This is a genomic window from Paraburkholderia franconis (genome assembly GCF_009362735.1).
GTDB classification, from domain to species: Bacteria; Pseudomonadota; Gammaproteobacteria; order Burkholderiales; family Burkholderiaceae; genus Paraburkholderia; species Paraburkholderia franconis.
In genome coordinates, this window is the sequence record NZ_WHNP01000006.1 from 130724 (window position 1) to 142880 (window position 12157).

A 12157-nucleotide genomic window follows, 5' to 3' on the forward strand; every position below is an offset into this window, starting at 1 on the left:
CGTAGCTTGACCATTCAATCTCATAAAATGAATAATATGGATAGATTGAATCTCTCGGAGAGATTGATGGATCTTGCCGCCCTGACCATTTTCCGCGCCGTCGTGCGCGAAAACGGCGTGACGCGTGCCGCCGCGAAGCTCAACCGCGTGCAATCGAACGTGACGACGCGCATCAAGCAGCTCGAAGAGCAGCTGGGCACCGAGCTTTTCATCCGTGACGGACGCCGTCTGGTGCTGACACCGGCGGGCGAAACGCTTCTGTCCTATGCCGAACGGCTGCTCGCGCTCGCCGACGAGGCGCGGCATGCTGTCAAGGATGCGCGTCCGAGCGGACGTTTGCGGCTCGGCACGATGGAGAGCGTCGCCGCGACGCGGCTGCCTGGTCTGCTCGCGCAATACCATCAGACATGGCCGGACGTCGCGCTCGAACTGGAGACGGGCACGACAGGCAAGCTGATCGAACGCGTGCGCGAATTCGAGGTGGATGCGGCCATCGTCTCGAGGCCGCTTGATCCCGCATCGCTCGGTGATCTGTTCGAGATCGTGCCCGTGTATCGCGAAGAACTCGTCATGCTGAGTCCGCGCGGGCATCGCCCCATTCTCGATCCCCGCGATATCGCGCTATCGACGCTAGTCGCGTTCGAGCAGGGTTGCGCGTATCGGATCTACGTCGAGAACTGGTACATGCAGCATGGCGTCCGGCCGGCGCGTGTGCTGGAGCTCGGGTCGTATCACGCGATCGTCGCGTGTGTCGCGGCGGGCGCGGGCGTGGCCGTCGCGCCGCGCTCGGTGCTCGCGCTGCTGCCCGAATCGAACGATATCGCCGTGCATACGCCCGAAGGGCTCGGCAGCATCGATACGCTGCTGATCTGGCGGCGCGGGCATTTTTCGTCGGCATTGAATGCGTTGCGCGGGATGCTCGTCGAGAGCAGCCACGCCGATGACACCGTGAAGGCGACAATGGCGATGGCTGTCTGATACCGGGCCAGGACGCCTGACTGATCTTCTGAAAGCAAAAAGCCGCGAGTCTCATCGACTCGCGGCTTTTTATCGCTTGATGCGAATGTCGTCCGATGCGCTTAAAGCTGCGCTTCGACCCAGCCCTTCACGCCAGCCAGCGCGGCGGGCAGATTGGCGGGCTCGGTGCCGCCGGCCTGCGCCATGTCCGGGCGGCCGCCGCCCTTGCCGCCGACCTGCTGCGCGACGAAGTTCACCAGTTCGCCCGCCTTCACCTTCTTGCTGGCATCAGCGGTGACGCCCGCGATCAGGCTGACCTTGCCGCCTTCGACGGACGCCAGCACGATGGCCGCGCTCTTGAGCTTGTCCTTCAGCTTGTCGACGGTTTCGCGCAGCGTCTTGACGTCCGCGCCTTCCAGCGTCGCGGCCAGCACCTGCACGCCCGACACGTCGATCGCCTGGCCCGCCAGTTCGTCGCCCTGGCTCGATGCGAGCTTCGACTTCAGCGCGCCCAGTTCTTTTTCCAGCAACTTCACCTGGTCCTGGACCTGCGTGATGCGCTGCGTGAGTTCCGCCGGCTGCGCCTTCAGTGCTGCGGCTGCGGCGTTGATACGCGCGTCCAGTTCCTGCACGAAACGCACGGCGTTATCGCCCGTGATCGCCTCGACCCGACGGATGCCCGCGGCGACGCCGCCTTCCATCACGATCTTGAAGAAGCCGATATCGCCCGTGCGATGCACGTGCGTGCCGCCGCACAGTTCGCGCGAGAAGCCCAGATCGAGCACGCGCACTTCGTCGCCGTACTTCTCGCCGAAAAGCGCCATCGCGCCGCCCTTCACCGCTTCGTCGTACGGCATCACGCGCACGATGCCCGGCGCGTTCGCCAGCACTTCGGCGTTGACGATTTCTTCAACGCGGCGGATTTCGTCGTCCGTCATCGGCGCGTTGTGCGCGAAGTCAAAGCGGGTCTTGTCCGCGTCGACGAGCGAGCCCTTCTGCTGCACATGGCCGCCGAGCACTTCGCGCAACGCCTTGTGCATCAGGTGCGTGGCCGAGTGATTGCGAGCCGTGCGCGCGCGGCGCACTGCGTCGATTTCCGCCTTCACGACGTCGCCGACCTTCAGCGTGCCCTGTTCCAGCGTGCCGTGGTGGCCGACGACGTCCGCCTGCACCTTCAGCGTATCGGCGACGGCAAAGCGGACGGCCGCATTCGCGAGCACCCCCTGGTCGCCGACCTGCCCGCCCGATTCCGCGTAGAACGGCGTGTGGTCGAGCACGACGACAGCCTGCTGGCCCTTCGTCACCTCGTTGACGGACGAGCCGTCGACGTACAGCGCCGTCACCTTCGCGTCGTCGAAGACGATCTCTTCGTAGCCGTGGAACGTGGTCTTCGCGCCGGTGTATTCGAGGCCCTGCGCCATCTTGAACTTGCCGGCTGCCCGCGCCTGCTCGCGCTGGCGGGCCATCGCCTCGTCGAAAGCCGGTTCGTCGACGCTCACGCCGCGCTCGCGGCACACGTCCGCAGTCAGGTCGAGCGGGAAGCCGTAGGTGTCGTGCAGCTTGAACGCGACTTCGCCGTCGAGCGTCTTGCCGCCCTTGGCTTCGAGATCGGCCAGCGCGCTTTCGAGAATCGACATGCCGTGCTCGATGGTCTCGAAGAAGCGCTCTTCTTCCTGACGCAGCACGTCCGTCACGCGCTGCTCGGCGTCCTTCAGTTCGGGATACGCGCCGCCCATCTGCTCGACGAGATCGGCGACCAGCTTGTGGAAGAACGAACCCTTGCGGCCCAGCTTGTAGCCGTGACGGATCGCGCGGCGCACGATACGGCGCAGCACGTAGCCGCGGCCTTCGTTGCCCGGGATCACGCCGTCGACGATCAGGAACGAGCACGCGCGGATGTGATCGGCGATCACCTTCAGCGAGTTGTTCGACAGATCGGCGATGCCCGTTTCACGCGCGGCGGCCTTGATCAGCGCCTGGAACAGGTCGATCTCATAGTTGCTGTGCACGTGCTGCAGCACGGCCGCGATACGCTCGAGACCCATGCCCGTGTCCACGCACTGCTTGGGCAGCGGCGTCATGTTGCCCTGCGCGTCGCGGTTGAACTGCATGAACACGAGGTTCCAGATTTCGATGTAGCGGTCGCCGTCTTCTTCCGGCGATCCCGGCGGGCCGCCCCACACGTCCGGGCCGTGATCGTAGAAAATTTCGGAGCAAGGGCCACAGGGACCCGTGTCGGCCATCTGCCAGAAGTTGTCCGATGCGTAGCGCGCGCCTTTGTTGTCGCCGATGCGGATGATGCGCTCGGTCGGCACGCCCACTTCCTTCGCCCACATGTCGTACGCTTCGTCGTCTTCCTTGTAGACGGTGACCCAGAGCTTTTCCTTCGGCAGCTTGTAGACGCCCGTCAGCAGTTCCCACGCGTAGTGGATCGCGTCGCGCTTGAAATAGTCGCCGAACGAGAAGTTGCCCAGCATTTCGAAAAACGTGTGGTGACGCGCGGTGTAGCCGACGTTTTCCAGATCGTTGTGCTTGCCGCCCGCGCGCACGCTGCGCTGCGCCGTCGTGGCCCGCGAGTACGGACGCGATTCGGCGCCGAGAAACACATCTTTGAACTGCACCATGCCCGAATTGGTGAAGAGCAGCGTCGGGTCGTTGCCGGGCACGAGGCTCGACGAGCGGACGATCGTATGGCCCTTCGATTCGAAGAACTTGAGGAATTTCTCGCGGATTTCGGCGGCTTTCATAGCGTGCTTGGGGACGGTCCTGACTTGAGCCGACGGCTGCGGAAGACTTACCGGCCGTCGCAATAGATTGTTTCCTGAACGGTCGATTATACGGGATCGGCGCCCCCACGCGACGCCGCGGCGCGGCTTGCGCCCGGCATTGGCCATACGGCCAGGTTTTCGACAAGGAAGCGCCCGAAGGCGGGCCTGGGCGGTCATTCGTCCTATGCCGTCAGGCCGAATGGGCGAGGCGCGTCCGATCGCTTAAGATGCACCACATTGATCGAATCGGGCGGCGCCCGCACGGCGCGCCTCATCACATGGGAGACAGAGACACAACATGGGCGCACTCAGTCATATCCGCGTGCTGGACCTTACCCGCGTGCTTGCCGGTCCGTGGTGCGCGCAAACCCTCGCCGACTTCGGCGCCGACGTGATCAAGGTCGAGCGGCCGGGAGCCGGCGACGACACGCGCCATTGGGGGCCGCCGTACCTGAAGACGCCGGACGGCGCCGACACGCGCGAGGCGGCCTACTACCTCGCGGCGAACCGCAACAAGCGCTCGGTGACGATCGACATCTCGACGCCGGAAGGGCAAAAGATCGTCCGCGAGTTGGCCGCGCAAAGCGACGTCGTGCTCGAGAATTACAAGGTCGGACAGTTGAAGAAGTACGGGCTCGACTACGAGTCGCTGAAGGCCGTGAAGCAGGACATCATCTACTGCTCGGTGACGGGCTTCGGGCAGACGGGTCCGTACGCGCAGCGCGCGGGTTACGACTTCATCATCCAGGGCATCGGCGGCTTCATGAGCATCACGGGCGAGCGCGACGGCCAGCCGGGCGGCGGCCCGCAAAAGGCGGGCGTCGCCATCGCGGACCTGATGACGGGCATGTACTCGAGCGTCGCCGTGCTGACGGCCCTCGCGCATCGCGAGCGAACGGGCGAAGGCCAGTACATCGACATGGCGCTGCTCGATGTTCAGGTCGCGATGCTCGCCAACATGAACTCGAATTTCCTCGCGAGCGGCAAGCCGCCCGTGCGCTGGGGCAACGCACATCCGAACATCGTCCCGTATCAGACGTTCCAGACGAGCGATAGCTGGATCATCGTCGCGGTCGGCAACGACGGACAGTTCCGCAAGTTCGTCGAAGCGGGCAATCGCGCCGATCTCGCCGACGACGACCGCTTCGCGACGAACCCCGCGCGCGTGCGCAACCGCGAGATTCTGGTGCCGATACTCGCGGAGATGGTCCGCACGCGCAGCAAGCACGAATGGATCGACGCGCTCGAAGCGGCGGGCGTGCCGTGCGGCCCGATCAACGATCTGGGCGAAGTGTTCGAGAATGAGCAGGTGGTCGCGCGCGGGATGCAGGTGCAACTGCCGCATCCGTCGGGCGGCACGGTGAAGCTGGTGCGCAATCCGATCCGGATGAGCGCGACGCCACCCGAAGCGCAAGCCCATCCGCCGACGCTCGGAGAACACACGGAGGCCATCCTGCGCGACGTGCTCGGCTACGACGATGCGCGCATCGAGGCGCTGCGGGATCAGTCGGTGATCTGACGGGGCGCCGGCGCGCGCGGAAGATGGCGTGGCAGACGGACGCCGCCGCGCGGCGCCACGCCTCAAACCATCGACACACAGGCGCAACGCGTCATGCGATCGCCGCATTCGATGCAGGTTGGCGCAAAAACCTCCGGCATCGATTTCAAGCCATCGACGCGAGCCAGCGCTGCCCTTCTTTCCAGTCGCCGAGCCCGCTGTCGGCATTGATGTGGCCGCGCGGGCCGATGCTCTCCCAGCCGCTGCCCCATGCCGCCGCGCAAGCCTGCGAGAACGCCACGCCACCGTACGGATCATCGGTGCTGGCGACGACGATCGATCCGAACGGAAGCCTATCCTGCGGCACGGCGCCGAAGCCGCTTGCATCGGCGGGAAATTCAGGCCCAGCCGGATCGGGCACCGCGACGAGCAGCGCGCCCGCCACTTTCGCCAGCGCATCGTTCGACGCATGGCGCGCCGCCCAGAACGCCACCGTCAGGCAACCGAGGCTATGCGCGGCAAAGAGAACGGGCCCCTTCGACGCTGCAACCGTCGCATTGAGCGTCTCGCACCATTCGTCGCAAACGGGATGGTCCCAGTCGCGCATCGGCACGCGGACAAAACTCGGATACCGCGCTTCCCAGCGCGTCTGCCAATGCCCGTCGCCGGAATTCATATAACCCGGCAACACGATCACGTTCTGCTGCTCCAGCGCCATACCTTTCCCCGTTATTCGTTTCGTTGTCGACAGGCGGCAGCGCGCCGCCTGTGCTATTGAATCACACGGCCCACGCCCGCGCCGCGCGGATCGGCGGCCGGCTGCGGCGTCGTGCCGTCGATGCGGATCATCTGCACGTCGCCGTTGAACGTCTGGCCCTGCAGCGTGTAGCCGCGCGCCTTCAGCTGCGCGGCGAGATCGCCGTCGATGGGGTGATACGGCTCGTAGAAGATCGTCTTCTGCGGCAGCAGCTGATGATGAAAGCGCATCGCGGCGAGCGCATCGGCGGGCGGCATATTGAAGTCGTACAGGTTCGTCATCACCTGGAAGATCGTCGTGAAGATACGCGAGGCGCCCGGCGTGCCGATCACGAGCGACACCTTGCCGTCCTTGAGCAGGATGGTCGGCGTCATCGACGACAGCGGCCGGCGGTTCGGTGCGATCGTGTTGACGTCGCCGCTCGTCACGCCCGACTGGTTCGGCACGCCCGCCTTCACTTCGAAGTCGTCCATCTCGTCGTTCAGCACGAAGCCGCCGCCGTCCACCACCACACCCGAGCCGAACGGCCCGTTCAGCGTGTATGTGTTCGAGACGGCGTTGCCCCACTTGTCGACGACGGAGAAGTGAGTCGTCTGCGCCTTCTCCGGCATCGAGTCGCCGAGGCCGGGCTTGACAGGCGCGGCGCCCAGCACTTCGTCGGGCGTGATGTCTTCGACGCGCTTAGCCAGATAGGCGTCGTCGATCAGCCTGTCGACGGGCACGCGATACGAATCGGGATCGCCCATGTACTGCTGGCGATCGGCGAACACGCGGTCTTCGATCTGCGCGATCAGATGGATGTACGGCTCCGAGTTGAGCGCAAGCCCGTCGAACTGCGGCTTCAGGTCCGCCTTCATCTTGAGCATCTGGATCAGCCCGACGCCGCCCGAGCTGGGCGGCGGCGCGGTGACGACCCGGTAGCCGTTCCAGTCGGCCGCGAGCGGCTGACGCCAGACGGCCTTGTACTGCACGAGGTCCGTCTTCGAGATCAGGCCGTGTCCGTACATCTGCTTCGCGATCAGGTCGGCCGTCTGTCCTTCGTAGAATTCACGGCCGCCGTCGGAAGCGATCCGCGACAGCGTCTGCGCGAGTTCGGGCTGGCGGAACACGACGCCTGTTTTCAGGTTCGAGAAGTAGGCGTCGAAATTGGTCTTGCCGGCGAACCCCTTCGCGGCAAGATCGCGGCGCTGCTGCAGCCACGCATCGACGGTGAAGCCGTCGGTCGCGTACTTGATCGCGGGCGCGAGCACCTGCTTCCATTTCAGCTTGCCGAAGCGCTTCTGCGCCTCCCACATGCCGGCCACGGTGCCCGGCACCGCCACCGCACGATGCCCGACGAGGCTCAGACCCGGGATCACATTGCCCTTCTCATCGAGATACATGTCGCGTGTCGCGCGCTGCGGCGCTGTCTCGCGGTAGTCGAGAAAGTACGGTTTGCCGTCCACGTACAGCGTCATGAACCCGCCACCGCCGATGTTCCCCGCGTCCGGATACGTGACGGCGAGCGTGAACGCGATCGCGACGGCCGCATCGACGGCATTACCGCCCGCCGCGAAAATCTGCTGCGCGGTATCGGCGGCATAGCGGTCGGGCACGGCGACGGCCGACGCGTCGAGCGCAGCCTTCGGTTGCGGCGTCTTTGCATCGGCGGCGGGCGCGGCGACGAAGCCGGCTGTCAGCACAGCCGTCAGCGACAGGGCCGTCGCGACACTCGCAGCACGTGCCAGACGCGCGGAGCGCCGGATCACGTTCGAGCAGGTGTCGGCACAGGTCCGGGCACCAGCATCGGTGCGGCTGCAGGCGCGGTTATCGCCGCGGTCATCGGCATCAGAAAGCGCGCGAAATGCGCGCAGCGTCGGAAAAGACATCCGAGAAACTCCGGGATCGGTGGACCTGTCGCCCGCGTGCGCAACGGCAGAGGCTTCTTCAAGGCTCAAGGCGAGGACAGATCGCGTCATGCGGCTGGCCAGCCGCCGCGTCACCCGGGCGAAGCACGCCCGGGCCCAGGACAGAATAACGGAAACGCGGCGCCGGCCGGAAAGACGGCGCCCAGCGCGAGGGCCACGCGAATCAGTTCGTATCGCGCGGCCGGCACGCAATAGCGCGCGTCGCATGCTAAGCGCCCGCCGCCGTTCGCGCCAACGCGATTTACCTCCTGTTACAGCGCCCGTTACGCCCCCAAAAGCGCCGATCCCGCGCCGATGTGGACCGCGCGCCGCACCACGCAAGCCTAAAGACTGTCGTCGAATGTGTCGTCAGGTAGAATTGACAGACCTACGGACGCATATAGTGTCCACGACCGACTTTCTCCTTCTCGCATGAACAACGAACGCAAAGACGCCGAGCGCAACGACGCGCCGGTTTCCAACTTCATCCGCAACATCATCGACGACGACAACCGCTCCGGAAAGTGGGGCCAGCAGGTGGAAACGCGCTTCCCACCGGAGCCGAACGGCTATCTGCACATCGGCCATGCGAAGAGCATCTGCCTGAACTTCGGCATCGCGCAAAGCTACGGCGGCGTCTGCCATCTGCGCTTCGACGACACCAACCCCGAAAAGGAAAGCTTCGAGTACGTCGAGTCGATCATCGACGCCGTGAAGTGGCTCGGCTTCGAATGGAACAAGGAAGGCAACGAGCACCTCTACTTCGCGAGCGACTACTACGACAAGCTCTACGAGTTCGCCGAACTGCTGATCACGCGCGGCAAGGCATATGTCGACAGCCAGACGGCGGAAGAGATGCGCCTGAACCGCGGCTCCGCGACGGAAGTCGGCAAGCCGTCGCCGTTCCGCGAGCGCAGCGTCGAAGAAAACCTCGACCTGTTCCGCCGCATGAAGGCGGGCGAGTTCAAGGAAGGCGAGCACGTGCTGCGCGCGAAGATCGACATGTCGTCGCCGAACTTCAACATGCGCGACCCGGTGATCTACCGCATCCGCTTCGCGCATCACTACCGGACAGGCGACAAGTGGTGCGTGTACCCGATGTACGACTACACGCACTGCATCTCGGACGCGCTCGAAAACATCACGCATTCGCTGTGCACGCTCGAGTTCGAAGATCACCGGCCGCTGTACGACTGGATCCTCAACGAACTCGCCGACGCCGGCATCTTCACGCGTCCGCTGCCGCAGCAAATCGAGTTCTCGCGTCTGAACCTCACATACGCGATCACGAGCAAGCGCAAGCTGCTGCAACTCGTCAACGAAGGCCATGTCGACGGCTGGGACGACCCGCGCATGCCGACCATTGTCGGCGTGCGCCGGCGCGGCTTCACGCCGGACAGCATCAAGCTGTTCTGCGAGCGCATCGGCATCACGAAGGTCGACTCGTGGATCGACATGAGCGTGTTCGAAGGCGCGCTGCGCGACGATCTCGACGAAAAGGCGCCGCGCGCGACCTGCGTGCTCGATCCGCTCAAGCTGATCATCGACAACTATCCGGAAGGCCAGACGGAAGCGTGCAGCGCGCCCGTCCATCCGCATCATCCCGATCGCGGCGTGCGCACGTTCCCGTTCTCGCGCGAACTGTGGATCGAGCGCGAAGACTTCAACGAGGCCGCGCCGAAGGGCTATTTCCGCCTGTTCCCGGGCAACCGCGTGCGGCTGAAGTACGGCTATGTCGTCGAATGCACGGGCGCGGACAAGGACGAGCACGGCAACGTCGTCGCCGTGCACTGCAACTACTTCCCGGACAGCCGCTCGGGCACGGAAGGCGCGAACAACTACAAGGTCAAGGGCAACATCCACTGGATCAGCGCAAGCGAGGCCGTGCCCGTCGAAGTGCGCGTCTACGATCGCCTCTTCAAGGAAGCGCAGCCCGACGCGGGCGGACGCGATTTTCTCGAAGCGCTCAACCCGGATTCGAAGCGGATCGTCAATGCGTACGTCGAGCCGGGTCTGCGCGACGTCGAGCCGGAGCAGCGCTATCAGTTCGAGCGTCACGGCTACTTCGTCGCGGACCGCTACGACACGAAACCGGGCAAACCCGTATTCAATCGCATCGTCAGTCTGCGCGACAGTTGGGGAAAGCCGGCGTAAGCCATATGTTTGGCGCGCGTCGCGTGTATCGATGATCCGGCACGGTCCGGCGTGCTGCGCGCAACAACGCGCAAGCATGCCGGCAAGCTGACGTCACGCGCGAACACACGCGGCGGCCGTCACGTTGCAGCCGGGTGATCGCCGCCGGCCCAGGGGGAACGATGAAGGTTGCAATCAAGAAAAAACTGGTGGCGATCGGGACCGTGGCAGCCATGGCGCTGGCGTCGCTCGCACCGCCAGCGCACGCCGACGAACTCACGGGCACGCTCAAGAAGATTCACGACGACGGCACGATCGTGCTCGGCGTGCGCGAAGCGTCGATCCCGTTCTCCTATGCGAACGGCGACCGCACGATCGGCTACTCGCAGACGATCGCGCTCGCCATCGTCGATGAAATCAGGAAGACGCTCGGCATGCCGAACCTGCGCGTGCGCGAAGTGACGATCACGTCGGCGAACCGCTTTCTGATGCTGGTCAACAATCAGATCGACCTCGAATGCGGCTCGACCACGCACACGCGCGAGCGCGAAAACGTCGCGGCGTTTTCGAACAGCTTCTTTCAGTACGCGGTGCGGATGATCGCGCGCAGGAACGCGGGCATCACCGATTTCGCCGATCTCGCGGGCAAGCCCGTCGTCACCACGGCGGGCACGTCGGACGAACGCCTCGTGCGTCAGCTGAACAGCGACAAGCAGTTGAACATGCGCATCGCGAGCGTGAAGGATCATTCGGACGCGTTCGCCGCCGTGAAGGCCGACCGCGCGGTCGCGTTCGTGATGGACGAGCCGATCCTCTATGGCTTTCGCGCCACCGACCCGCGCCCCGACGACTTCGTCGTGACGGGCACGCCGCTCGGCTACGAAAGCTACGCATGCATGTTCCGCAAGGGCGACGAGCCGTTCCGCGAGCTGGTGAACCGCGTGATCGCGAAGATGCAGACGTCGGGCGAGGCCGAGCGCCTCTACAACGTCTGGTTCACGCAGCCGATTCCGCCGCACGGCATCAATCTCAACTATCCGCTGTCGGCGGAAATGCGCACGCTGTTCGCGCATCCGAACGACAAGGCGCTCGATTGATGCGCTTTTGCGTGAAATGACTGGCGTGCGTTACGCCACAGTTACGACACGGTTATGGCGCGTCGAGTGTCCGGTGCAGCTCGGCGAGCGATAGCGTCGTCTGAAAGAGCCGCGTGAGACTGCGGCTCGCGTAGTGCTCGACTTCATCGGGCGCGCACCAGCGGAACGCGTCCATCTCGGGAATCATCGTGCCGTCGAAGCGGCGCGGAAACATTGACGTGCACGTGCAACGCGTGAGGTCGAGCTCGTCGGCGCGGGCACGCGCGGCGAACAGATGCAGATCCTTGTCGCGCCGGTAGACGAAAAGGCCGAGATCCTTCAGACGCCCGGCCGCCACGACGATGCCCGTCTCCTCCTCCAGTTCGCGCAGCGCGGCGACGTGCGGCGCTTCGCCCTCTTCGCCCTGGCCTTTCGGAATGTCCCAGTGACTGGTGTCGGTGGCGTGCGCCAGCAGCACTCGACCGTCCGGGTCGAGCAGCACGACGCCACAGGAAACAGTGCGCGCGCTCAATGCTTCTTCTGCAGCACCCACGAGCCGCTGCCTTCGCGGCAGTACTGCGGGTTCAGGTTCATCGACTGCCCTTTCGCGCTCAAGACGACGCGCAGCGAACGGCAGGTGCGGTCGCCCGTCTTCGACGTGGCGTCGGGTGTGATCTGCGCGTCGATCTTCGTGCTGTTGCGCAGGCCGTCGTTGTTCCAGGCGGCCGTTTCGCTGTCCTGCTTCTTGTTGAGCGCGTCGATGGCGGCCGCTCTCAACGAGTCGATATCGGCCTGCTTCATGTACGACATCGGCGTGTCGTTCAGAAAACCAAGATTGGCAGCGTGCGCACCGATTGCGCTCGCGAGTAGCAGCCCGCCCAAGGTGAATTGAAACGCGGCTCGGGTTCGCATCGACATGAAGAGTCTCCGGGGAAATCGGGTTCGGCAGGATTGGCGGCCATGCCTATCGGCGCGCGATCTGGACCTCAAAAGGATAGCACGCGGATAGCACGCCGCCGACGCGCATGCCACGTTTGGACGTCCGTCTGCCGATCTGGTCGAGCTTCGCGCGCAAGCGATAA

Annotated in this window: 9 protein-coding genes; 4 read left to right on the top strand and 5 right to left on the bottom strand. The window is 64.7% G+C overall.

The window, feature by feature from the left end:
* Positions 1-66 precede the first annotated feature (66 nt).
* Entirely contained in the window at positions 67-978 is a 912-nt protein-coding gene (locus GCT13_RS08800; RefSeq protein WP_152757012.1) for a LysR family transcriptional regulator, read from the top strand.
* A 101-nt stretch (positions 979-1079) separates the two neighbouring features.
* Here GCT13_RS08800 and alaS read toward each other — a convergent pair whose 3' ends face one another.
* Positions 1080-3704 (bottom strand): alanine--tRNA ligase, encoded by a 2625-nt coding sequence (gene alaS, locus GCT13_RS08805; RefSeq protein WP_152757014.1) that lies wholly within the window; start codon positions 3702-3704, stop codon positions 1080-1082.
* Between the two features lie 319 nt (positions 3705-4023).
* Between alaS and GCT13_RS08810 the strand changes: the two genes are divergently transcribed.
* Entirely contained in the window at positions 4024-5244 is a 1221-nt protein-coding gene (locus GCT13_RS08810) for a CaiB/BaiF CoA transferase family protein (protein ID WP_152757016.1), read from the top strand.
* Between the two features lie 145 nt (positions 5245-5389).
* On the opposite strand, the gene GCT13_RS08815 is transcribed toward GCT13_RS08810, so the two are convergent.
* Positions 5390-5941 carry an RBBP9/YdeN family alpha/beta hydrolase gene (locus GCT13_RS08815; protein ID WP_152757018.1) on the bottom strand — a complete coding sequence of 184 codons (552 nt, stop codon included), beginning with the start codon at positions 5939-5941 and terminating at the stop codon, positions 5390-5392.
* 53 nt (positions 5942-5994) lie between these two features.
* Positions 5995-7848, bottom strand: coding sequence for a gamma-glutamyltransferase (gene ggt, locus GCT13_RS08820; protein ID WP_152757020.1), 1854 nt, complete (start codon positions 7846-7848; stop codon positions 5995-5997).
* A 450-nt stretch (positions 7849-8298) separates the two neighbouring features.
* Between ggt and GCT13_RS08825 the strand changes: the two genes are divergently transcribed.
* Both GCT13_RS08825 and GCT13_RS08830 read left to right on the top strand, forming a co-directional pair.
* Positions 8299-10020 (top strand): glutamine--tRNA ligase/YqeY domain fusion protein, encoded by a 1722-nt coding sequence (locus tag GCT13_RS08825; RefSeq protein WP_152757022.1) that lies wholly within the window; start codon positions 8299-8301, stop codon positions 10018-10020.
* A 161-nt stretch (positions 10021-10181) separates the two neighbouring features.
* Positions 10182-11096, top strand: coding sequence for a transporter substrate-binding domain-containing protein (locus GCT13_RS08830; protein ID WP_152757024.1), 915 nt, complete (start codon positions 10182-10184; stop codon positions 11094-11096).
* A 52-nt stretch (positions 11097-11148) separates the two neighbouring features.
* Here the strand turns inward: GCT13_RS08830 and GCT13_RS08835 are convergent, their stop codons facing one another.
* Together GCT13_RS08835 and GCT13_RS08840 are read right to left on the bottom strand one after the other, a co-directional pair.
* The gene (locus GCT13_RS08835) at positions 11149-11607 is read right to left on the bottom strand and encodes an NUDIX hydrolase (RefSeq protein WP_152757026.1); all 459 of its coding nucleotides are present in this window, start codon (positions 11605-11607) and stop codon (positions 11149-11151) included.
* Positions 11604-11993 (bottom strand): RT0821/Lpp0805 family surface protein, encoded by a 390-nt coding sequence (locus GCT13_RS08840; protein WP_152757029.1) that lies wholly within the window; start codon positions 11991-11993, stop codon positions 11604-11606. The genes GCT13_RS08835 and GCT13_RS08840 overlap by 4 nt, the downstream gene beginning before the upstream one ends.
* Positions 11994-12157: the final 164 nt, after the last annotated feature.

Excerpts from the sequence above, each read along its gene's own strand:
- GCT13_RS08830 (WP_152757024.1), top strand. The coding sequence starts at position 10,182 with ATGAAGGTTGCAATCAAGAAAAAACTGGTGGCGATCGGGACCGTGGCA.
- alaS (WP_152757014.1), bottom strand. The coding sequence starts at position 3,704 with ATGAAAGCCGCCGAAATCCGCGAGAAATTCCTCAAGTTCTTCGAATCG.
- GCT13_RS08815 (WP_152757018.1), bottom strand. The coding sequence starts at position 5,941 with ATGGCGCTGGAGCAGCAGAACGTGATCGTGTTGCCGGGTTATATGAAT.
- GCT13_RS08825 (WP_152757022.1), top strand. The coding sequence starts at position 8,299 with ATGAACAACGAACGCAAAGACGCCGAGCGCAACGACGCGCCGGTTTCC.
- ggt (WP_152757020.1), bottom strand. The coding sequence starts at position 7,848 with ATGTCTTTTCCGACGCTGCGCGCATTTCGCGCGCTTTCTGATGCCGAT.
- GCT13_RS08840 (WP_152757029.1), bottom strand. The coding sequence starts at position 11,993 with ATGTCGATGCGAACCCGAGCCGCGTTTCAATTCACCTTGGGCGGGCTG.
- GCT13_RS08810 (WP_152757016.1), top strand. The coding sequence starts at position 4,024 with ATGGGCGCACTCAGTCATATCCGCGTGCTGGACCTTACCCGCGTGCTT.
- GCT13_RS08800 (WP_152757012.1), top strand. The coding sequence starts at position 67 with ATGGATCTTGCCGCCCTGACCATTTTCCGCGCCGTCGTGCGCGAAAAC.